The sequence below is a fragment of the Enterococcus gilvus ATCC BAA-350 genome (genome assembly GCF_000407545.1).
Taxonomy (GTDB): domain Bacteria; phylum Bacillota; class Bacilli; order Lactobacillales; family Enterococcaceae; genus Enterococcus_A; species Enterococcus_A gilvus.
On record NZ_ASWH01000002.1, the window covers coordinates 736,738 to 757,683 of the forward strand.

Sequence of the window (20,946 nt, forward strand, 5' to 3'; positions counted from 1 at the left end):
GATTACTTCGTCTGATTGGTAATTAGAATTTTACTATTATTAAAATAGAAAAATTGTCTAAAAATCAATATATGTTTTCTACTTTTTATAGATAGTATAAAACTATCTACGAGAAACCTAATAAACACTCTAATTTTTCGATTTCAGTAATTACTTTTCGTCTAATTTCTTCACGATCTTTTTGTGATGAAAAGAAATCAATTTGTTTCAAAATAAGTTCTTGTTTTCTCCTTTGGGTATCATCTTCAATACTCTTCATAGCATCTTCAAAAGAATTAGAAAATTGATCACTATCCTTAATTCTAAATGAGGAAAAAACTGTTTCATTACTACCCTCGCTATCTTTGAAACTAACTACCTTAATTAATTTATATCTGTATACTATTTCCGATAAAATCTGATCATTGGTAGCAAAGATTACCTTGTTCCCTTTTTTAATTAAATCTTGTTGATAGATATTTACCAAAAATAAATCCATTGCAGCATTAAGCATACTTTTCTTTCCTTTTTTATTAACACCATGATAAATTCTTTTAAAGGATTTCCCATCGCTTGTTTTGAAATTACCCCACAGAAGTATGGAATAAATTAGATGTGTCTGATAAAAAATCTCTACCTTATTTCTCATATAGTCATAAAAAGTTTTCAACTTTTCTTCTCTTGATATATTAGACTTTTCAAGTTCAAATAATTTTAGACAATACAAATACGAAGTATTGAATGCAAGAGAATCTTCTTTTTCTTGTCTGGATTTGAACTCCTCATCGTTTACAATATAATTTACAGCAGCTTCTGAATTTTTAGTTAGGTACTTTTCAAATGAGCCTTTGGGGTTAATGACTTCTGATAAAGATAGTTCTTCAAGTAAAATCAACATTTTGTCTATCCTACTGAACATTTTTTTTGAATCCAAACTTCTAGTTACTGAATCTCTACATGTCTCTTCCATTGCTGAACTGAAATCAACTGTCAAATTTTCATTAGTCTTAATTTCTGTTAAAAATTCAATCAATGAATATGCAACCTCTTTGCCTTTCTCACTACTCAAATATTGATTCATCATTAACGATGGTTGATCAAAATATGAGTCTAAATAAACACAAATATTTGAGTCTATTACTATAGAATAATTCTCATCTTTTAAACTTTGTATGTCCTTGAATCCTTCAAAAGGACAAATATATTTAAACATTTTACACCTCATCTCAATAAAATCCTTGCGAACATTTATATTCTATTACTTCGGTCTATTTCTCTTCACAAATTCCCTGCAATTCGCTAAATATGAACTCAATTCTTCAGGATTAGGGGCTCCTTCTCCTAATTCTATGCCCTTTTGTTAGAGCGAGTGGAATGGCAACATTATTGACAAAATCTATAAGTTATCATGAACGCCTGTTGCTGGCTATTACGTTTGCCTTAGACATTGATCTTCACATTGATTCGGCTATTTATCAATAAGGTCAACATCTTCTCTATATACATTTTTACCTATTGCATTTAGTCAGCAATACCTATCCTTACAAATCCAATGCCACCTTATCTACGATCTTTCAACTTCACATTTCTCTCATTACTTACATTGTACTTCACTTCAACATCCACTAAATAATAGACGACATGCTGTAAGTCCTCTTCTGTCACGTCTGCCTCAGTGGCACTTGTTGTTTGTTTATATCTAAGCTTTACAACGTTCCCTTTTTTAAAGCTTTCTGGTTCCTCTGTTTCAAATAATGCTTGATCTAAATAGCTGTCAACCAATACCACATAAGACTTGTCTCCTATGGTTCTAACACTCGTAACAAAGAAATAGTCCGTCCGTGTTTGCACAGGATTCCTGCCTAAAAGCAAGTCCAAGGACTGGACTTTTCTTGGATTTGAGATCGCCACTCTTTTTTCATCCTCATTGAACAAGTCCATAGGTGTTACTTGATCTAATTCATCATAGGTAAAATTGATGATTTCATCTTTTTCGTATTTCAATTTCGTTTTCGTATCCCATTGTAAAAGGGTGCCGCTAGAAATATCTTGAAAAATCATACTATGACCATAATAGGCCTTAGAGGCTCCCATAGGTACTCTGTTATCAATACTAATTACTTTTGCTATTGTGTATTTTCTCATACCATCACCTACTATCCAGTATCCATTATAACTAATTTTTTCTCACCACCTATGCAGATAAGTAAAAAAAGAGCTTAAAAACCTAAGTTCCCTATATCATCATTCCTGTATCCAATCTTTGAATAAAGGTAGGCCATCAACTTCATCCAAAGTAACTGAATCGCTTTGAAAACTAAAGCGAATTAAAAAAAACTAATTTCCACCCCACTCAATGGGTTCGCTGGGTTCCACGATTCCAGGGCCCTCAGGTATGATTTCTCTTGTTTCTGGTTTCGCTGGTTGGTCGATGTCGTACAAATAGCCGTTCTTTCCATCTCTTCCACATTTGGTTTGGTCGTAGGAGTCACTATCTATGCAGATATTCGCGGCAATCGCCACTTCCTTGCTTCCCTAAAAAAAGAGACCCTCATATTCACCAGCCATCCCGTAGATCTATCCTACCTTTGACAAAGTCAGCTCGCAGCCTTCCATTCAAACAAAAAGTCAAAAGTCTTTTAAACAAAAAGATACCCGCGATCAGTAAAATCGCAAGTATCTCTCTTTCTCCTAAACGAACAGCCGTTTCAAGAGATTATTCGATTGAGTCGGTATGCATATTCCGCCATCGCTGGATGGTCTGGGTTAGTAATTTTTTTAATGCGGGTGTTAAAAGTAGATAAAAGATGACGTTCCCAAACGCATGCATCGTATCTACAGGAATCCCGGCTAAATAGTAGGGCAAAAACGCTGAGATTCCGAGAAAAGGTGCTTGAACTGCCGAGATGAAGAAGCCGAAAAGTAAACCTGTGATCCCGGCGTAAATCGTCTGCAATAAAATACTTTGCCTGAATTTCGGGATTTTTTTGAGCACTCCTGTCAATAAAATAATTAGAAAGTAGGTTACCACTTGGGCAATAGTCCAGACGCCCATCCCCATATAAAAATTGGTAATGAGGATCGACAGCAGGCTGACCAACAGTCCTTGATAGGTGCCCCAGTAAATGGTGATGATCAACAGTATGGCGGTGACTGGCTGCACGTTTACGATAAATTGAAAGGCCGTTCGACTGACGACACATAAGGCGACCAGCATAGATAATAAACTTAATTCCTTCACTCCTAGTGAAAAGACGGAAGCGATGGATTGCTTAGAATTGTTCAAGCTTGAACACCACACGATCATCCTTTTTCAGAGTAACGTCCTTGGCGCCCGAATTGACTTGTTCATCATTGATGGTGAATACCCAATATTTATTGTTCTTTTCATCCTGTGCGTGACCATCGATCGAGGTGATCATGCCATTGTCGTCTTCAACGGCATAGGTTTCTTTTAAGACATCAAATAGTGATTGTCCCTTTTCAAAGGAAACCTGTTTTTTTGACAGCTCTTTATCTCCGTCTACTAGCGTGATGCTTGCTTTTTCTCCTATTTTTTCGCTGCTTGCGACCGTTTCTTTAGCCGAACTGCTGTCTGACGACTCCGACGGCTTAGAAGTACACCCGCTAATAAGTGTTAAACTAAAAATAAGTGCAAAAAATACTGTTATTTTTTTCATTTTTCTATCCCCTTTAGCTATTTAAATTAAAAGACACCCAAAATCAATGGGTATCAAATAAACGGAAACAAACGATCCTGATCTTGCTTGTTTGAAATCTATTTATTAGATAACGCGTTCGTCGACTTTCAATAAGTGCTCGAATAACAGCACGAAACAAATTTCCAGCGAACAAAAACAGATGCCTCTGCATCAAAAATACCAGATTTGACCATTAGATTAAAGTATCAGAGGCGATCTGATTGCCATTATTGAGATAAAACAAATAAGTACTATTTAATAAGATATAATTGCTCTGAAACGGCAATATAGCTCTGCTGGTTATTGGACACTTAAAATGGTTCAGCTTATTGGAATAGTTAGCGAAAACCTTCGAATAAGGAAAACACCATAACGTCTTGAAGATCGCGGTTTAGTAGTGATCCTGCTCATCAAAGAGAATAAAAAACAGCATAAAAAATACCAACTAGATTTTCCAGTCGGTATATGGTCTCACGTCACTCTGATATTCAACCCAGCCGCTCCAAAACGTCTGCTATCTCAGTCAAAACTTCTGCGTCGGTTTCGGTTTCTTTTAATTCCTGCAATAGACGGATAGTTTCATCGGGTGCTTTTTTTGTCAGTTGACCTAATGCCCAGACGGCGGTGCCCCGAATGACTGGACGCTGGTCTTTTAAACAGTCACGAATTTCTGGCAAAGCTTCTCTGCCGCCAAGGTTGGCTAAGGCGATCAATGCATTGCGCTGCAGCGGTTTTTTCCCGCGCCATGATCCGGCCAAATGCCCAAATTGTTCATTGAACTCGCGATTTGAAATAGTAAGGAGCGGGGTCAATTTCGGATAGACCTCATCGACTTTCGGCTCCATTTCCTCGTGAAAATGAAAGTCTTTCCCGCGGTTATAGGGACAGACGAGTTGACAAATATCACAGCCGTAAATGACATTGCGCATTTTTTTGCGATATTGCTCCGGCATCATGCCTTTGGTTTGAGTCTGATAGGAAAGACATTTTTTGGCGTTCATCCGGCCATCGCCCAATAAGGCACCCGTAGGACAGCCAGTAATGCACCGTGTACAATCCCCGCAGCCATTTGGAACGGGCTGATCTGGCTCAAACTGAATATTCGTGATGATTTCGCCAAGATACACGAAAGAACCATATTCTTCAGTGATTAGTAATCCATTGCGCCCGATAAAGCCCAGACCTGCTCGTTGTGCAACCGCCACATCCATCAGCTCACCTGTATCGACCTGTGGAGCAAACCGCCACTCGGCTTGGAGCTGTTCCGTTTCCGCCTGCTCCTTGATAAAGGCGATCAGCTTCGTCAGCCGCTCTTCTAAAATAAAATGATAATCTGTTCCCCACGAAGCACGGGCAAATTGTCCACGTTTTTCATCTCGGGGAACTTTTTCATGGATTTTGGTTGGGTATGCCAAGGCAATCGCGATAATGCTTTTGGGATCTTCAAAGGTTTCCTCTGGATATAGCCGTTCCTTGATGTTTTGATGTTCAAAACCAGAAGTATGGCCCAGTGAGCGTTGCTCCAGCAACGATTCTTCCAAATAATCAAAAGGCTCGGCGGTTGTAAAGCCAATTTTATCTATACCTAGCTGCTTGCTTTCAGCAATGATCCGTTCTTTTAAAGTTTGCATAGTTCCACTCCTAGTTCGTACTAAAGAAATCTTTTTTTCATAAACCGAAAAAATGAATCTGATTCTCACCACGTATGTCATTCTACTAATCCCTGCTGAAGCAGAAAGTAGAACTGAGATCCTAGTTCGTACTAAAGAAATCTTTTTTTCATAAACCGAAAAAATGAATCTGATTCTCACCACGTATGTCATTCTACTAAGTCCTGCTGAAGCAGGAGGTAGAACTGAGATCCTGATACGAAATTACAGGCTTACTATATCATATGTTCCTTACATCCTAAAGAAATTGACTGCTCTACAAGCGTGTTCTTACGACCTTTTTAGTATGTACATATTGCTGAAAATTTATTTTTTTCGTATAAAATACGTCAATAACTGAGGCAATAAATCACTTCCATCCGATTATTCTCTCCTTCTTCAAGGGTTCACACGCCTATCATTCTTCCTAAGAATGATACAATAACACTATAAATAACTAGGGCTGAACAGGCTTTATAGGAGGAGGCACTTTTATGCATTGGGCTTTTCAACTTGCGACTGAATTGATTGAGAAACATAAGGAGGACCAGACACCCATCACCTGCGCGTCAGGGGTCAGTCCTTCGGGATATGTCCATGTGGGGAATTTTCGCGAGATCGCTACCACATATTTTGTGACACAGGCACTTAAACATCTAGGCGCAGCACCGCGCTATATTTTATCTTGGGATGATTACGATCGATTGCGGAAAATTCCGAAAAACGTCAGCGGCGTCTCCGAAGAAAACATCGGATTGCCGTATACCAAGGTAGCACCCCCGGCGGATGCGGATACAGGCGCAGCGTCATATGGCAATTATTTTGAAAAGATGTTTATCGGCGATCTGGCAAAATTAAACATTCGACCAGAGTTCATTTTTGAAACGAAACGTTATGAGGGCGGGGCTTATAACGAGGAACTGGCATTGGTTTTAGCCAAGCGGAAAGAGATTTATGATATTTTAAGCCGCTTTCGGACAGAAGCCGCTAACGAGGAGGAACGGGAAGCCTACTATCCTATCTCCTTGTACTGTGATCAGTGCGGGCATGACAGCACGACGGTGACCAATTACGACGAAGCCACTCAGATGCTGAGCTATACGTGCAAAAATTGCGGGCACGAAGGAACTCAGACTATTGGAAAACACCAGCACATCAAGCTTCATTGGAAGATTGATTGGCCGATGCGTTGGCGCTATGAAAAAGTCGCCTTTGAACCTGGTGGCAAGGACCACTCATCGAAAAACGGGAGCTTCGATGTTGCAAAAGCGATCGCTAAGGAAATCTTTGACTGGAAGGCACCGCTGTATCAGCCTTATGATTTCGTCAACATCAAAGGACAAACTATGAAGATGTCCAGCTCAACTGGAAATATTTTGACGTTGCCAGACTTGCTTTCGATCTACACCCCTGAATTGGTACTGTATTTGTATGCCAAATACCAGCCAAAAGCGCAATTTGATTTAGGACTCGACGATGATGTACTAAGGAACTATTCTGAATTCGAACGATTGGTTCAAAAGGCCAAAAACACAGAACTGGATGAAACGAATCAGCAATTGCTGCAATTGACCGGTGTCGACTTGGATCAGGTGTACCCAAGCTTCAACCATGTCGTCAGCATCTTATCCCTGACCGCAAACAACACAGAAATCGCCAAAGAACTGCTTATCAATGAGCATGTCTATACAGAAGACGCGATCGATCATATTTTGCCGCGGGCCAGCTACTGGATCGAAAATGACGCGACCTCACGACTGGTCACGATCAACCAAACGCCGAATCGTGACGTTTACGACCAATTGACCACTCCAGTCAAAGCGCAAGTCGCTAAATTTAAAGACCTATTAGCGACGAGCGGTGATTTGAACGAGGGAGACTTGATGCAGGCCATCTACGACCTGACAGATGCCACGGATAAAAAAGAAAAACGCGCAGAACAAAAAGAACTCTTCTCTGCCATTTATCAACTGACCTTGAACCAAGACCACGGACCACGCATCCCATTACTGATCAAAGTCGTGGGTCCTGAAAAGCTGCAGCAATTACTAGATTTCAACTAAAGAGAACACGTTAGCGACCAAAAGAATAACATCTTTTGGTCGTTTCTTTGTTTGACAAGCTAATAACCATTAGCTAAAATGACCATATAAAAGCGAATGGTTATTAGCTAGAAAGGATGCGCCCTATGAAGAAAGGCACTACAAAGAAACGGATCGTGGAAGAAGCCTCCCGTCTTTTCGCCAAAAAAGGCTATGAAGCCGTGAATGTCGAGACAATTGCCCGTGCTGTAGGTATCAAGGCCCCCTCTTTGTATAAGCATTATCGGAACAAGCAGGAATTATTCGATGCTGTCGTGGCGGAAATGAACAGCCGTTATGAAGCAACTATGTCAGCCTTTCAGATGGATGGCTATGAGGGCGAAGCAGATGCTCCGCTGTTTGCGGAGAAGACGGAAGAGCAGCTTGTTGTTATTGGTATACAGTTTTTTATGTTCTTTTTACATGATGACTACGCATCGAATTTTCGGAAGCTGCTGACGATCGAGCAGTTTCAGAATCCGAGATTGGCAGCATTATTTACGCAACAATACACAGACAAACCTCTGGCGTATCAGGAAAAGCTGTTTACCCTGTTGATAGAAGCTGATGTGCTGCGTGACTGTGATCCAAAGATCATGGCCTTGCATTTTTATGCCCCGATTCAATTACTATTAACCCTTTGCGACCGCCAGCCAGAAAGAGAACCCGAAGCCTTGCGGACAGTAGAGCAGCATATTCGTCAGTTTTATACTCTTTATCAGAAAGGAACGAATGCCCATGAGTAGAAAAAGAGATCTGATCCAGTGGTGTGGTTTATTCGGTATCGTCAGCTTTCTTTCTTATATTTCTGCTGTTCTTTTCAGCCCATTGGCCTATCCTGGATATAACTGGATGGCACAGGCAGTGAGTGATCTGAGTGCAGATACCTCTCCTGCCAGAGTCTTGTGGAATCAGCTTTCCGCCTTGTCTGGTGTCGGCAGTGTGGTGTGCATCATGATGGTCTGTGTCTTTATCCAAGGCAAATTAACGAAATCTATACGCTTGGGCATCTATCTTTTTGCTGCGATGCTCTGGGCATCAGCGGTGGGATATACGCTATTCCCTCTGAGTGAGAGCGGCTTTGGCGGAAGATCCTTTCAAGATTTCATGCACATTGGAATGACTGTCTTAGTGGTTAGCCTGTCTATCGCTTCGCTTCTGCTTATCCTGATCGGCGGATTTCATTCGAAACAGTACCGATCATTGGCAGTTTGGGCCACCCTGGCGCTGCTGCTGATGCTTGCCGGAGCCATCGGTGTCAATGTTGTTCCTACCCGATACTTCGGTATTCCCGAACGCTTCAGTGTGCTAGCAGCAATGGGCTTTAATGCTGTGTTGGGCGTTTATTTGTTTTTAGGCTTTTTTGAGAATTAAATTTTAACGATTTACTCCGTTTTTTTCCACGTTTCCAACTGTTTAAAATAACTAAATGAATATATAAAAATCACAGAAACCCAATCATTCATCCACTTTATTTTTATGGAAATTTCCTTTTGCTGCAATTATTGTTCGTTATACTGAAGCTATCAAAAAATCACAGAGGTATCATTTATGAAGGACAATAACAACAGTATAAAAGGAAAAAATACCACCGTAACGACACTGATTCTTTTTTTAGTAATCCTCATCGCTCTCTTTCTTGCGTTTATCACTGGCGCGAAGTTGGCAGAATCGAAAGCGCCGGCACCTGCATCAAAAGCACCTACATCGAGCAGTACTATTCAGTCTTCGGAGAGCTCTTCTTCATCAAGCAGTGGATCTACCGAAAGTTCATCGGCTGCGAGTACGTCCACGACGGAGAGCACTCCCGCTGAAACTGTTGAACAGGGCTCTTATGGCGTCACTTTTCCTAAAGGTGCCATTTTAATGGGAGAGACAACTATCTTCGGATTTTCTGTAACAACCTATCCGCAGAGTGACAAACTCGCCGTCTCTTATAGTCCCAAAGGAAATTATACTCCAGGTGCTCACATGAGCAGCGTGGCTGGCTTTTACCCGACGGACATTCCAATGACAACGATCCCTGTCAATGAAAATGGCGTCACAAAAAACGTTACTGTCTCGACAGAATTGAAGCTTTCTGAAAGTGACAGCAGTAAACCTGACCTAGCATTCTTTCTTAACTTTAACAACAACGATACGAAGGTTTTTGCCTACTTGAATAATAACAAAAATGTTGTTCTTGCCTTTACTCCACCCAACAATAACGGCCCCTATATCGCAGTCGTCCTTTATGAGACACAGATGTAATCCCACGTCTTATAAGTTTCTTTAACTTGGAGGACGTGTTTTATTATTCATTCGATGATGCTTTTCAAGTGCCCTCATAATAGGGTAAAATCAAGTAACAGAGACACGAGTCTTATAAGAAAGAGGGCATTTATGTATACGATTTTAAAAAACGGGTTTCGTTTTCTATTAGTGATTGGCTGCGGGATCGGGTTGGCTTTATTGTTAGGCATTTTTGAGGGGCGTTTTGAAGCAAATCAATTGATTTTCTACACGATCCAAAGCAACCTACTCATCTTTTTTGGCTATTTATATTTGATTGCGAAAAGTCTTGTAGCATCTGTATCAACCAAAAGGAACGTAGCGTTTGATTTTTCGCCGAACGTCATGGGAGCGTTGACGCTGATCATTGTTATCACTGGATTGATTTACAATTTTATTTTGGTTCCTTCTATTCCAAGTACTTCGGAATATGCAGTCAATAGTCTGTCCGATTTTCTTGTCCATACCTATACCCCGGTCATGGTGTTCATTGACTGGCTGCTCTTTGCAGATACAAGACCTCTGAAAAAAATCAAGCCGTGGACTTGGGCGGTCCTGCCGTTGCTTTATTGGGTTTTTACGATTATTCGTGCGCAAATTGGCGGTCCCATCGCCGGTTTCGACAGCTATTACCCTTATTTTTTTATTGATGCGATCGATTTAGGGTGGCCGCGGGTGTTCCTAAACGTTATTGTTTTATTGATTTTCTTCGTCGTTTTTGGTTATTTAATGAAGTTGATTGCTTGGGGAACCAATCGTTTTAAACCAGCAAACGCGAATCCGCGCGTTTATTAATCGCATAAGCTTAAAAACCTGTGTGATCCCTAGGATTGCGCAGGTTTTTATTCCTCGATTGTCTTGAAAATCATCCGTTATTGGAAGTCTCCGTCTTTCTCTCATTATGCCGTTTCTTTTTATGATACTCTGCCAATGCTCGATTGAAATTTGCGATCAATGCGGTCAAGATACCAACTCTCACAAACACATAAAGGATTGAAAAAAGTTTGCCAAATGCTGTCTGGGGAGACAGATCCCCGTAGCCCACCGTCGCGAGTGTCATCACGGAAAAATACAGCGCATCTAAATAAGTCATCCCTTCAATATTGTGATAGAAAATCGTTCCGATCGATAGAATGAATAAAACGGCTAGCATAAGCGCTTTTTGTTCTTCCTGTCGAAAAAGAATTCGTAAAATATGCCACAAACTTCTAAATAGTAATGCGAATGCTACCATGATATCCCTGCTTCCATTTCAAAAATAAATTCGTTTACTTTATTTTATACAACTAAGAAGCTTTTTTAAATACGCTTGAACACATAAAAAAGTACCGCTCTCTTATTTTGAGCACGGCACTTTTGTCTGCAATTTTTTAGTCTTTATCTGGCATATCTTGAATTATTGTCACAAAGGAGACATCCGCCATCTGCGCATAAGGCGCGATGTACACTTCTAGATCGATCCCGTTTCTGCTAGGCTTGACTTGAACGATCGTTCCGATCGGAATACCTGCGGGCGAATTTCTGCCTAGACCGGAAGTACGGACGACATCTCCTTTTTTGATATTTTTTTCTTTAGTAATTTGCGTGGCGATCAGTTGCTTCTTTTTTTCATCGTACATGGTTAAAATACCAAAAGATTCTCCATCTTCGGCACTTATTTTTATCGGAAAATGATTGCTGCTTCTATTATCAGAAGTGACCAGCTCGATTTCGCAGGACTGTTCTTTTACTTTTCTTACTCGACCAATCAAGCCCTTTTGAGACATCACCGCCATGTTTTTTGTAACGCCATCCTGGCTGCCCTTGTCTACCATCAATGTATTTTGCCACGCATTCGGAGAGCGGGCAATCACTGTTGCTGCCAGCGTTCGATAGCTCGTCAACCGTTTTTTTAATTGGACTTCTTCTTCCAGACGCTCGATTTCTTGTGATTGGCTCGTTACCTTCCGCTTCATTTCATCATAGCGAGCAACTTCTTCTTCCAGTTTTCTGTTTTCCTCATAGGTATCAAACAAATTCGACACAGAGTATTTACGATCAGATACCCATTTCTTTGGTACAGCAATGACTTTATTCACTGCGCCAATCGGATCTTTTACGACAGATCGCATACTCTCGACCCCATTTTCCTTTGCTTGATTTGCCATCACACTTATCGCTATGACCATTACGATAAGGATAACCATTAGTCTTTTTTTACGATTCTTTCCTGAATGCGCCCTTTTCATTTACCCACCCCAAAACACCCTATTTGAATTGAATTTTACCAATAATCGTCGGACTAAAAAATGAACAAAAGATGTTTTTTAAGCAAACTTATCATTTACTATTAATTTATCAATCATTCGAATCATTTTTAGTGTTGATTTAAATAACAAATTCATCACGAAACATTCTTTTCTCTAGCTGTGTCCTATAAAAAAAGAGACCGAGCGAGTAGATTGTTTTCATCTGTTATGTTAAATCTATCAAAACCCTACTATAATAAGAGTAACGATACTTCATTGAAAGGATGTGCAGAAAATGAATGCGCCTCTTAAAAACAAGGATTACTCGTATGCCAATCTAAGGCACTCTGATTTTCATGATAGGATTTTTGAGCAGGTTGATTTTTCTCATGCGTATTTAACTGGTGCAAATTTTGATAATTGTTTATGTGTGGATTGTGATTTTTCAGATGCGCGTTTGGTAAATGCTTCGTTGCAAGGAACGGATTTTCAGTGGTCCCGCTTGTGTGGCGCAGATATCTCCGGTGCGAATCTCTTTTTCGCCATGCTGGAGCACGCGGATTTGACAGGTATCATCCATGATGCCCAGACGAAGTTTTTTGATCTTTATTGTCCTGCGGAAGGAGCATTTATCGGCTACAAAAAGTGCTTTGATCACCGAATTGTCCAATTATTGATCCCAGCGAATGCTCGCAGGACTTCCGCAACAAACTCCTGCTGCCGTTGTGACAAGGCGAAGGTGCTGACGATCAAAGATATGTACACGAATGAAGCCTATGAAGAAGCGATTTCTTATGTTGATGGAGACTTTATTTATCGAGTCGGTAAATGGGTCGTTGCAGAAAATTTTAATCCAAACCGCTGGGCAGATTCTACTGGCGGTATTCATTTTTGGCTGACGCGAAAAGAAGCTGAAGGATACATGTAAGCCTTCGTCTGCCACTTCCAATTTTTAGCTAAAAAACATTTTTTTCTATTTATAAAAGAATATAGACAAGAAAATTCTTTTAAATGCTAATTTAAGGGATCATGGTCGACCACTGACGGTTGAAATAATACCGTTCACGATATCCCTCTTAACAATTAGTACTTTTCCTTTACAATTACACTCAAGGGGGATTGTACTAGTGCGAACATCAATTTATGTAGAAACAGACAAAAGTGTAGAAGTCTTGTCGGTGGAGGATCTGCTTTATATCGCTGTTGATACCACAAGGGATCATTTTTTATGCTTCACCACAAGAGATAAGAAGTATTACGGCCGCGGAACGCTCAATGATTTTGAAGGAAAAGAATGGCGCTGGTTCTTTCGTTGCCATCGCTCCGTCGTAGTGAATTTGCTTAATATCAAAGAAATTAACAAATATGACCGGTGTGTTTATTTTTCAAACGATGAAGGAAACAATACCTGTCCTTTTTCAAGAAGAAAATATTTGCCGCTGAGAGAATCTTTAAAGGAATATCTCCTGACTTGATCCATGATTTCCCTATGAATAAAAGAAAAATTCGGGAATTTATGTTGTAGCTGGGAGATAAATAGATTAAACTTTAAAAGCGTTCAATTTTAGATGTTGGAAGGAGGGAAATTTTTGACTCATAGCCTCACACTGTATTTGTTAAGAAAAATACAAGCGCAACGTTATATGTCCGAAATAGATTATGAAAATACGACTTATGCTCTAGAGATCCTACTTATCAATTTGTTTAAAAGTGTTCAAGTATACGCTGTCGCATTTGTTTTTGGTGTTTTATTTGAAACATTTCTCATGAATCTAGCATATGTTTTTCTAAGAATACCTGCTGGCGGCTGGCATGCAAAATCTTCCCGTAACTGCTCTATTTTCGGCTTGGTCGTTTTTGTCGGGATTCCCGTATTTTTAAAATACAGTCTGTTTACCTTTTCATTTAACTGGTTGCTTCTTCTGTCCTCCATCGTTCTGCTAATCGTTTTTCTCTACGCACCTTCAGATACAGAGAAAAACCCTCTTGTCAGCATGAGTGAACGAAAAAAGAAAAAAAGGAAGGCACTTTTCAGCGCCTTCTTGGTGGTTTGCCTCTCCCTATTTTTTGTGGCTGCTAAAACAAGTACATTGCTAATAACAGGTCTAGTCATTGAATCACTCTTGATTCACCCATTTTTTTATAAATTAACTAAAAGGAGTTATAAAAATTATGAAAACTATCAAACTGAACAATAAATCACACTTGGCTCTTCTCTCAGGAATTCTCGTTAAATTAACTGCTATCTCACTTTTTGCTGCTTGCCCATTCTGCTTTTATGAGCCAGAAAATCCAAAATTAAAAAAATTGAAATAAGATGCAAGAAATCCTGATTGGCTCCTTAACATTGTTTACTCAAACATTGTCTTTTTATTTTGTCTATTTGGCCATATCAAAAAGGAGCCCTTCTCTGCTCTCGTTATTTCTATTTTTCATGAGCATAGTACTTGGAAATATATTTTTAGGGTACTTTTTCTTCATACCAGGTACTCTTTGTTTATACTTGTATGGTTATTTTACCCAAAGAGATAAAAATAGAAATCTGCTCTACTTTTACAGTATTTACTCAATCTTCTCTACGTCATTAGTAGGATATATTTTCGTTAATATTTTTGATCGATTGAATTTGAGTCATTTATTGGCAGGTTTCGTAGTATTTTTATTTCAAATAATCGTCATTCCAGGACTGTCGTTTGTCTGCAATGTGGTCATGATTCGGCTCATGAGAAATAGCCTACTGTTTTTGGAAAACCAAATAGAATTATTAAATCAGAAATTTCTACTCCTCATTAACGTACTGCTTTCTGTTTGCTGTGCCATTCAATTTTTAAGTTATTGGATAGAAGTTCATTATTTTAATGGTGATAGCCCAATAAGAGAATACCTCATTTTCTTTTTTGCGCTCACCATTATTTTGCTTCTTAGGTATCTAAACGCAAAAACCAAAGAACTTGATAACCAACGTATCCAACAACTCAAGGACACGCAATTGGCTGACCTCAGCTCGTATGTTCATCAAATCGAGGCGATTTATGGCGAGCTGCGCAGCTTTCGACACGATTACCATAATATGCTGATCAGCTTGAGCGAGAGCATCAAGTCTCAAGATATTTCACTGATTGAGGATACCTATAATAAAATTCTGAATCACGAAGATCTTGTTATTGATAAAGAACACTATTCTTTGACCAGGTTAAATAACTTGAAGACATTACCTATAAAGGGTGTGATTTCAGCGCATGTCATTCAAGCGTGGCAGAAAAATATTCCTGTGCGCTTAGAGGTCGAGGATGTTATCGAAAATGAAAGTATTGATATTTTAGATTATGTACGGGTGGTATCTAACTTACTGGATAATGCTATTGAGGCTGCTGAAAAAGATGCGCATCCGTTTTTGAACATCGCTTTTTTTAAGAACGATTCTGAGGGGGAGATTCAATTGATCATAGAAAATTCCTGCTCGGAAAACTCCTTAAACATCGTAAAAATCTTTCAAAAAGGGTACTCAACAAAAGGAACGAACCGGGGATTGGGATTAGCCACGGTTCAAGCGATTTTACAAAACTATCAAAATCTTTCCCTGCAAACGGAATTTCAAGCAGGTGTATTTCGACAAACTTTTGTAATCAGAGAGGTGATTCAACTTTGAATATTTTTCTATTGGAAGACGACATTCTGCAACAGCAGCGTTTAGAATTAGTGATTCGTGAAATTCTTGCAAAAAATCATTGGATCGCTAAGTCTATTATCGCGACCTCTCGGCCAGATTTTTTGCTTGAGAAGGTACGAGAAACTGTTGATCAAAATATTTATTTTTTAGATATTGAATTACATGGTGAGAAAAGAAAAGGATTGGACGTCGCCAAAGAAATTCGAAAATACGATAAATATGGGATCATTATTTTCATTACGACCCACTCTGAATTTGCGCCGATCACCTATGCTTACAAGGTTTCCGCCTTTGATTTTATAGACAAAGACAGCTCGATCGATGACATTCAGGAACACATTTTTGAAGGTCTTTCCCATTTGCGATCAATGAACACGACTCAGCACGGCGAAGAATTATTTGTCTTTCGTAATCAAAATACCAGTTTTCAAGTTCCTTTTTCCGATATTCTTTATTTTGAAACGACGGAAATTTCTCATAAAGTCCGACTTATTTGCAAGTCTCGATTGGTCAATTTCTATGCGACCCTAGAAGAAATAAAGAAGCTGGATGATCGTTTTTATAAGGTCCATCGTGCATTTGTTGTCAATCTAAGCAACATCACGGAGATCAAACGAAACGAAGGCATTATTTATTTTGACAAAAATCATTTTTGCCCCATTTCTAGAAGAAAAATCAAAACCGTTCTTGAGAAAATGGATACCTCCCGTCTAGGATAATCCAAAAGGCAGTAAGACACTTCTTTGAAAGAGTGGTCTTACTGCCTTTCTTTGTATTCCTCTTATTACTCACGTAGTTGTCGATCAGCTACGTGTTTTTTTGTTTTGAAAAATATCCATGGTAAGTCCTCTGAGATCTGTTAATCGCAGCAGGTCTCGCAAAGATTCGTATTCATCATACAGTTTCTTTTTTTCCGCATTTAATTGATAGGTCGTTAGAATCCCTGATAAAAAAGGGGCATCAAACATTTTAGCAGCGACGGTCTGGTAACGCGCATCCGTTTGAGTAATGAAGCAATCCTCCTCCTTATAATAATTAATCAACAGAGGCGACGGCCCTTCTATATTGATTTTTCCTGAATAAGATGTCTGTTGGGACAACAGCCCGTTTTTCTCTAAAGAGTCTAATTGCTCCTCAATTATTTTCGCAGTTTTTTCAGCATTTCCGATCTTTACAAAAAGATCATAAACAGACGTGCCCTCGGCAGCCTCTACGTCTTTCATCGCATGGATTTTCTCCACAGGAATGGTCTCACAGGACTCTTCACTATTTTCCACTTTGTCATAGTAATACTCTCGATGTGTTCCCTGAAAAATGATCTTCTTTTGAAGCTGGATGTGCTCTCTACTGATCCCTGCCCCCAGCATGCGATCCAGTGCACTCTTTTCAAAATCTTCAGTCATTGTAAGCCCCTTTCAACCTTCTTCCTGGCATTCTTCTCTTTGATCCTTGACGAAAAAGACGATACCCTCACAACCGTTAGTCCTCTCGGGTGCATAGTTGGTGACTACTCTATTTAAAAAAAACTGATTATGCGCTATTAGAAGGAGTCAGCTATACGACTTTTTGTTTTTCCAATTCTAAATAGAAGAGAGTTTCCGTCATCTTCTTTGAATAGACTCTTCGTACTTTTCTAGGAACGAACTGATGAATGTCCTCTTCGCTGTACCCGATCTGCAATTTGGTTTCATTCATAATGATCGGGCGTTTTAACAAGCTCGGATTTTCTTCAATTACAGCAACCAATTCATTGAAGGATAACTCGTTAAAATCAAAAGAAAATTTTTGATAAACCTTCGAACGTGTCGCGATAATCTCATCTGTTCCGGTTTCCGTTAATGAAAGAATTTCTTTCAGCTCTCTTTTCGTAAGTGGTTCAGAAATGATATTTCTTTCCTCAAAATCCAATCCTTGTTTTTCTAACCATGCCTTCGCTTTTCTGCATGAATTGCAACTGGCTGACCCATATAATTTAATCATATTTAACTCACCTTTCTAAAAAAAAATCATTTTTTAAATACGCCTGTTATCTACACCTATTACGATACAGCACCGATTCGCCGTTGTTAACCTAATTCTAAAAAGCTCCCTTAAATCCGCTGCTTGTTTTAGACTAAAAATCGTCATTTTATAACTAATTTCGAACTAGATTAACGACCGTAAAACCCTTATATCAATAAATTTACTCCAATTTCAATAACAGAGGGAAATTATCAGCTGTGAAATGACTCAATTATTTCCACGCGAAGTAAAAATATGATTATTTGACAATAAGTATCATTTATCATTACAAAAACAGATGATATTATTGTTTGCATCCATCATAAAAACCGAATTATATCACTATTGGATGATTTATCCATTTGTCCATTAGTATGTTTCCAATTTTCAGATTATTACTATTCTGAGCCGGCTTATTGACTAAAGAACTCGATCATTCGCCACTTCTAGCGGCCAGTATCAAACCAAAACCCAGACGGTGAACCTGAGTAGTTGCATCATTGGCGTGTGGGTATCATAAGAAGTCTTTGATTTATTTCGGTAACCTGATAAAATATTCTTTGTGTAGGAATCTATTGGAACAGGAGGAAGCACTCAATGGATGAAAAAGAATTAAACATAACCGTTACCCATAAGTATTTCGAATTGAGCAGCTTATTCATGCAATTTTTCCGTGAAAATTCTCGCGGCCCCTTCAAATTTGAAAATCGCAATCGTGGTCAGGGGCAAATACTGAGCATCGTCCGGGAACACGGAAGTATCTCTCAAAAAGAGCTGGTACAGCGGCTGGATATGCGCCCGCAATCAGCCTCCGAGATGATCCGCAAGCTTGAAAAGAAAGAATACATTACGCGCGAGAGATCGCAAGAAGATAAACGGGTGATGACTATTCATTTGACTGCACGCGGAAAAATTGCCGCGCAGCAGAGCGACGATTTTCAACCGGTAGTACTTGACGTTCTAACCCCTGAAGAAAAGGAGCAATTTGATCATATCTTGACTAAGCTGATCCACGAATTGGAACCGCAGGTCAAGCACAAACCCCGGAATCGTTTCGGGCGTCCGTGACGTGTTTCTTCTATACTATAGAATTATTTTTAAGCAGAAAAAAGACGTATTTCGTGATTGAAATACGTCCGTCTGCTTATTTTTTTCGGTTTCTTATTTTCTTTGTTAAAAAACCAATAACAAAGACAGATAAAATTTTGACCATCAATGATTTTACCGCGCTGTCCTGTTGCTTGCTTTGATTTTTTCCTGATTGTTTGTGATGTAAATGATTTTTTTGTTGGCCGCCGTGTCTTAATAGATTTTTCATATTCTAAATTCCTCCTATTTTATCCTAATTTTCTTGTCGGTGGTCGTTTCGTTGGCGTCGTTTCTGTCTCAATTGCGTCTTCAAAAGCGGTCAAATCTTCGTACTCTTCATAATATTTTTTCAACGAAGAGGTGAACTCTGGGTCCCACGGTTTTACATGGCCCGAGTAATGGATAATTTTTGGGTCTCGCCGTGCTTGAAAATATTCTTTTTCGCCTTCTGGGTATGGATGCTCCACTTCACGTTTCATAATATAGCTTTGGGCATTCCATTTAGGATGCAGTTGCAGCCATTGGTCATGTAAAATGGCATTCAACGCGTCTTGATCATGAAATTTAAGCTTTTCAGGATTGTCATGGATAAAGCGCAACACACGCTTCGTTACATTCTGGCTCAGCCATTTTTCCACGTTGATCAGCATAAAGCCTGAATTGAAGTACGTTGTCGATCCACAAGCGATGTCCATTTTTTCGAGACGATTATGGAAGCCTGCGTCCTCAACAGCAGCTAGCGTGTATGCGCCAAGATCAATCTCCCAAAGCTCTGAAATATCCGCCAACGCAATCATGTCACAATCCAAATAAAGAATTTTCTCTACATTTTTATCTTTAAAAAGTTCAGGGATCGCGATTCGATAATACGCCGTTTCAGGGATTCGATCACTTTCTACAGCATCCGAAAAATAATTCTTATCGATCGTTAGGAAATGCAATTTTTCGCCGTACTCCTTAAGCGTTTCTCGCATCAATCGTTTATTTCCGATACTGATCTTATCATCGATCACATAAAAATCGATCATTGATATCGGTTGTTCCGTGTTCTCTAAAATGGAAACAAATAGTGCCGAAACGTGCTCCGCAAAACCGTCATTACTGCTTGAAACCACTGTCATTTTTTCATTTTTCATTTTACATTCACCGTCTTCATAAAGATACTTTCGTTTAGCAGTTCCATATATTTCTCTTGGAAAGGATGGTCTTCTAACGTATTCCAAGGCTTGTCGTGTCCTGTAAAATGGATAATCGCCGGATTCTTCCGTCCTTCCTTGTATGCTTTTTTATAGGCTTCAGTCGGTGCTGGATGTTTGTCCGAAACCAATGACGCCTGCATATTCCAACGAGGATGGAACGGATGCCACTGCTCATACAACACCGCATTCAAGGCATCTTGATCATGATAAATGATTTTATCCCCGTGCTTTTTCAAGTAACTGATCGTTTTCTCTGTAATTTCTTGCTGGTTCCATCGATCAATATCGATCACCATCACGCCGGAGTTAAAATAGTAGTCTTCTGAATCTACGCCGAGTCGCTCTAGTGCCTTCGTTTGGCCTGGATCAATGATCGCTCCGATCGTTTTTCCTTCTAGATCCTGTTGATAAAGTTTTTGGATATCATCCAAAATAAGCGTATCTGCATCGATATACAAAATTTTCTCATATTGTTTTTTTGCCAAAATCTTTGGCATCGAGATTCTAAAATAAGCGGTCGTCGTAATATGATCACTCACTAAAAAGTCTTCATACACACTTTCATCAACCTTCACAAATTGAATAACAGCGGCATTTGAATGATTACGCGTCGTCTGGATCAATTTTTCTTTACTTGCGACTGAAAGATCGTCGTCGATAATAACGAAGCGAATGGGTGTATTCCTCGACGTTTGTTTCAGTAAAGTTGAGATCATTACACTAAGATAAGGAGCATAATTTTCATCAGCTGCTGTGACTACAGGGATTTCCTCAATTTTTGAGAACATAGAACCTTCACTCCTATCTGAATTTTTCGTAGCTATTAATAACATTCCTCTACAAAATCCAGAGTAGCCCCCTCCGAACAATTAAGCAAAATTACTGCCTTGACACCTCTTCCATTTACTCAAAAAACAGACTAAAAGTGCCCGTATTTGGCTGTTTTGTATTAATTATTAATTTTTCCTAAAGTTTTTATTTATTTCATTGTAATTTAATTGAATATTATTCACATGAGCGTTTAATTGTTCATTTTCTCTTTATTAGACTACCCTTAAGATAGATAAAGCACAAAAAA

The 20,946-nt window shown here is 39.2% G+C and carries 25 protein-coding genes; 12 read left to right on the plus strand and 13 right to left on the minus strand.

Annotated features, from left to right (window positions below; translation table 11 throughout):
- Positions 1-106 precede the first annotated feature (106 nt).
- From I592_RS18600 to queG, 6 genes are all read right to left on the minus strand, one after another.
- Positions 107-1,192 (minus strand): hypothetical protein, encoded by a 1,086-nt coding sequence (locus tag I592_RS18600; protein WP_010779025.1) that lies wholly within the window; start codon positions 1,190-1,192, stop codon positions 107-109.
- A gap of 347 nt (positions 1,193-1,539) precedes the next feature.
- Entirely contained in the window at positions 1,540-2,124 is a 585-nt protein-coding gene (locus I592_RS18605; protein WP_010779024.1) for a hypothetical protein, read from the minus strand.
- A gap of 192 nt (positions 2,125-2,316) precedes the next feature.
- Positions 2,317-2,502 carry a hypothetical protein gene (locus tag I592_RS18610; RefSeq protein ID WP_049944371.1) on the minus strand — a complete coding sequence of 62 codons (186 nt, stop codon included), beginning with the start codon at positions 2,500-2,502 and terminating at the stop codon, positions 2,317-2,319.
- A gap of 193 nt (positions 2,503-2,695) precedes the next feature.
- Positions 2,696-3,286 (minus strand): ECF transporter S component, encoded by a 591-nt coding sequence (locus I592_RS18615; protein WP_049944370.1) that lies wholly within the window; start codon positions 3,284-3,286, stop codon positions 2,696-2,698.
- The gene (locus tag I592_RS18620) at positions 3,252-3,659 is read right to left on the minus strand and encodes a DUF4430 domain-containing protein (protein WP_010779022.1); all 408 of its coding nucleotides are present in this window, start codon (positions 3,657-3,659) and stop codon (positions 3,252-3,254) included. The genes I592_RS18615 and I592_RS18620 overlap by 35 nt, the downstream gene beginning before the upstream one ends.
- 509 nt (positions 3,660-4,168) lie before the next feature.
- On the minus strand, positions 4,169-5,311 hold the full coding sequence (gene queG / locus I592_RS18625; protein WP_010779021.1) for a tRNA epoxyqueuosine(34) reductase QueG: 1,143 nt from the start codon (positions 5,309-5,311) through the stop codon (positions 4,169-4,171).
- A 512-nt stretch (positions 5,312-5,823) separates the two neighbouring features.
- On the opposite strand from queG, the gene lysS reads away from it, so the two are divergent.
- The 5 genes from lysS (at position 5,824) to I592_RS18650 (ending at position 10,476) form a co-directional block, all read left to right on the plus strand.
- Entirely contained in the window at positions 5,824-7,392 is a 1,569-nt protein-coding gene (gene lysS / locus I592_RS18630) for a lysine--tRNA ligase (protein WP_010779020.1), read from the plus strand.
- Between the two features lie 125 nt (positions 7,393-7,517).
- A complete protein-coding gene (locus tag I592_RS18635; RefSeq protein WP_010779019.1) occupies positions 7,518-8,156 on the plus strand; it encodes a TetR/AcrR family transcriptional regulator in 639 nt (212 codons plus the stop codon).
- The gene (locus I592_RS18640) at positions 8,149-8,784 is read left to right on the plus strand and encodes a DUF998 domain-containing protein (RefSeq protein ID WP_010779018.1); all 636 of its coding nucleotides are present in this window, start codon (positions 8,149-8,151) and stop codon (positions 8,782-8,784) included. The genes I592_RS18635 and I592_RS18640 overlap by 8 nt, the downstream gene beginning before the upstream one ends.
- A 177-nt stretch (positions 8,785-8,961) precedes the next feature.
- Entirely contained in the window at positions 8,962-9,660 is a 699-nt protein-coding gene (locus I592_RS18645) for a hypothetical protein (RefSeq protein WP_010779017.1), read from the plus strand.
- 132 nt (positions 9,661-9,792) lie between these two features.
- Positions 9,793-10,476, plus strand: coding sequence for a Pr6Pr family membrane protein (locus I592_RS18650; RefSeq protein ID WP_010779016.1), 684 nt, complete (start codon positions 9,793-9,795; stop codon positions 10,474-10,476).
- Between the two features lie 70 nt (positions 10,477-10,546).
- On the opposite strand, the gene I592_RS18655 is transcribed toward I592_RS18650, so the two are convergent.
- Together I592_RS18655 and mreC are read right to left on the minus strand one after the other, a co-directional pair.
- Positions 10,547-10,915 (minus strand): potassium channel family protein, encoded by a 369-nt coding sequence (locus I592_RS18655; RefSeq protein WP_010779015.1) that lies wholly within the window; start codon positions 10,913-10,915, stop codon positions 10,547-10,549.
- A 136-nt stretch (positions 10,916-11,051) separates the two neighbouring features.
- Positions 11,052-11,909, minus strand: coding sequence for a rod shape-determining protein MreC (gene mreC, locus I592_RS18660; RefSeq protein ID WP_010779014.1), 858 nt, complete (start codon positions 11,907-11,909; stop codon positions 11,052-11,054).
- Between the two features lie 295 nt (positions 11,910-12,204).
- Between mreC and I592_RS18665 the strand changes: the two genes are divergently transcribed.
- The 6 genes from I592_RS18665 (at position 12,205) to I592_RS18685 (ending at position 16,298) form a co-directional block, all read left to right on the plus strand.
- Positions 12,205-12,837, plus strand: coding sequence for a pentapeptide repeat-containing protein (locus I592_RS18665; RefSeq protein WP_010779013.1), 633 nt, complete (start codon positions 12,205-12,207; stop codon positions 12,835-12,837).
- A gap of 199 nt (positions 12,838-13,036) precedes the next feature.
- The gene (locus I592_RS18670) at positions 13,037-13,384 is read left to right on the plus strand and encodes a LytR/AlgR family response regulator transcription factor (RefSeq protein WP_010779012.1); all 348 of its coding nucleotides are present in this window, start codon (positions 13,037-13,039) and stop codon (positions 13,382-13,384) included.
- A gap of 114 nt (positions 13,385-13,498) precedes the next feature.
- Positions 13,499-14,107 (plus strand): accessory gene regulator AgrB, encoded by a 609-nt coding sequence (locus I592_RS18675; protein ID WP_010779011.1) that lies wholly within the window; start codon positions 13,499-13,501, stop codon positions 14,105-14,107.
- Complete coding sequence (locus I592_RS21295) at positions 14,082-14,225, plus strand: AgrD family cyclic lactone autoinducer peptide (RefSeq protein ID WP_010779010.1); 144 nt, start codon at positions 14,082-14,084, stop codon at positions 14,223-14,225. Before I592_RS18675 ends, I592_RS21295 begins: the two co-directional genes overlap by 26 nt.
- Positions 14,226-14,631: 406 nt before the next feature.
- Positions 14,632-15,558, plus strand: a complete 927-nt coding sequence (locus I592_RS18680; protein WP_244265213.1) for a sensor histidine kinase — start codon at positions 14,632-14,634, stop codon at positions 15,556-15,558.
- A complete protein-coding gene (locus I592_RS18685; RefSeq protein ID WP_010779008.1) occupies positions 15,555-16,298 on the plus strand; it encodes a LytR/AlgR family response regulator transcription factor in 744 nt (247 codons plus the stop codon). Before I592_RS18680 ends, I592_RS18685 begins: the two co-directional genes overlap by 4 nt.
- 84 nt (positions 16,299-16,382) lie before the next feature.
- Here I592_RS18685 and I592_RS18690 read toward each other — a convergent pair whose 3' ends face one another.
- Both I592_RS18690 and spx read right to left on the minus strand, forming a co-directional pair.
- Positions 16,383-16,982, minus strand: a complete 600-nt coding sequence (locus tag I592_RS18690; protein ID WP_010779007.1) for a hypothetical protein — start codon at positions 16,980-16,982, stop codon at positions 16,383-16,385.
- A 151-nt stretch (positions 16,983-17,133) separates the two neighbouring features.
- Positions 17,134-17,559 carry a transcriptional regulator Spx gene (gene spx, locus I592_RS18695; RefSeq protein ID WP_010779006.1) on the minus strand — a complete coding sequence of 142 codons (426 nt, stop codon included), beginning with the start codon at positions 17,557-17,559 and terminating at the stop codon, positions 17,134-17,136.
- Between the two features lie 618 nt (positions 17,560-18,177).
- Between spx and I592_RS18700 the strand changes: the two genes are divergently transcribed.
- Positions 18,178-18,648, plus strand: coding sequence for a MarR family winged helix-turn-helix transcriptional regulator (locus I592_RS18700; protein WP_010779005.1), 471 nt, complete (start codon positions 18,178-18,180; stop codon positions 18,646-18,648).
- 76 nt (positions 18,649-18,724) lie between these two features.
- Here I592_RS18700 and I592_RS21775 read toward each other — a convergent pair whose 3' ends face one another.
- From I592_RS21775 to I592_RS18710, 3 genes are read right to left on the minus strand one after another with little or no spacing between them, the layout of a single operon-like run.
- Positions 18,725-18,898 (minus strand): hypothetical protein, encoded by a 174-nt coding sequence (locus I592_RS21775; protein ID WP_010779004.1) that lies wholly within the window; start codon positions 18,896-18,898, stop codon positions 18,725-18,727.
- Between the two features lie 19 nt (positions 18,899-18,917).
- Positions 18,918-19,805, minus strand: a complete 888-nt coding sequence (locus I592_RS18705) for a glycosyltransferase family 8 protein (RefSeq protein WP_010779003.1) — start codon at positions 19,803-19,805, stop codon at positions 18,918-18,920.
- On the minus strand, positions 19,802-20,656 hold the full coding sequence (locus I592_RS18710) for a glycosyltransferase family 8 protein (RefSeq protein ID WP_010779002.1): 855 nt from the start codon (positions 20,654-20,656) through the stop codon (positions 19,802-19,804). The genes I592_RS18705 and I592_RS18710 overlap by 4 nt, the downstream gene beginning before the upstream one ends.
- Between the last annotated feature and the right edge of the window lie 290 nt (positions 20,657-20,946).

Coding starts and splice junctions, on each gene's coding strand:
- I592_RS18700 (WP_010779005.1), top strand. CDS start 18,178: ATGGATGAAAAAGAATTAAACATAACCGTTACCCATAAGTATTTCGAA.
- I592_RS18705 (WP_010779003.1), bottom strand. CDS start 19,805: ATGAAAAATGAAAAAATGACAGTGGTTTCAAGCAGTAATGACGGTTTT.
- I592_RS18710 (WP_010779002.1), bottom strand. CDS start 20,656: ATGTTCTCAAAAATTGAGGAAATCCCTGTAGTCACAGCAGCTGATGAA.
- spx (WP_010779006.1), bottom strand. CDS start 17,559: ATGATTAAATTATATGGGTCAGCCAGTTGCAATTCATGCAGAAAAGCG.
- I592_RS18635 (WP_010779019.1), top strand. CDS start 7,518: ATGAAGAAAGGCACTACAAAGAAACGGATCGTGGAAGAAGCCTCCCGT.
- I592_RS21295 (WP_010779010.1), top strand. CDS start 14,082: ATGAAAACTATCAAACTGAACAATAAATCACACTTGGCTCTTCTCTCA.
- I592_RS18680 (WP_244265213.1), top strand. CDS start 14,632: ATGAGAAATAGCCTACTGTTTTTGGAAAACCAAATAGAATTATTAAAT.
- I592_RS18650 (WP_010779016.1), top strand. CDS start 9,793: ATGTATACGATTTTAAAAAACGGGTTTCGTTTTCTATTAGTGATTGGC.
- I592_RS18600 (WP_010779025.1), bottom strand. CDS start 1,192: ATGTTTAAATATATTTGTCCTTTTGAAGGATTCAAGGACATACAAAGT.
- I592_RS18620 (WP_010779022.1), bottom strand. CDS start 3,659: ATGAAAAAAATAACAGTATTTTTTGCACTTATTTTTAGTTTAACACTT.
- I592_RS18640 (WP_010779018.1), top strand. CDS start 8,149: ATGAGTAGAAAAAGAGATCTGATCCAGTGGTGTGGTTTATTCGGTATC.
- I592_RS18645 (WP_010779017.1), top strand. CDS start 8,962: ATGAAGGACAATAACAACAGTATAAAAGGAAAAAATACCACCGTAACG.
- queG (WP_010779021.1), bottom strand. CDS start 5,311: ATGCAAACTTTAAAAGAACGGATCATTGCTGAAAGCAAGCAGCTAGGT.
- I592_RS18605 (WP_010779024.1), bottom strand. CDS start 2,124: ATGAGAAAATACACAATAGCAAAAGTAATTAGTATTGATAACAGAGTA.
- I592_RS18615 (WP_049944370.1), bottom strand. CDS start 3,286: ATGATCGTGTGGTGTTCAAGCTTGAACAATTCTAAGCAATCCATCGCT.
- I592_RS18690 (WP_010779007.1), bottom strand. CDS start 16,982: ATGACTGAAGATTTTGAAAAGAGTGCACTGGATCGCATGCTGGGGGCA.
- I592_RS18665 (WP_010779013.1), top strand. CDS start 12,205: ATGAATGCGCCTCTTAAAAACAAGGATTACTCGTATGCCAATCTAAGG.
- lysS (WP_010779020.1), top strand. CDS start 5,824: ATGCATTGGGCTTTTCAACTTGCGACTGAATTGATTGAGAAACATAAG.
- mreC (WP_010779014.1), bottom strand. CDS start 11,909: ATGAAAAGGGCGCATTCAGGAAAGAATCGTAAAAAAAGACTAATGGTT.
- I592_RS18655 (WP_010779015.1), bottom strand. CDS start 10,915: ATGGTAGCATTCGCATTACTATTTAGAAGTTTGTGGCATATTTTACGA.
- I592_RS21775 (WP_010779004.1), bottom strand. CDS start 18,898: ATGAAAAATCTATTAAGACACGGCGGCCAACAAAAAAATCATTTACAT.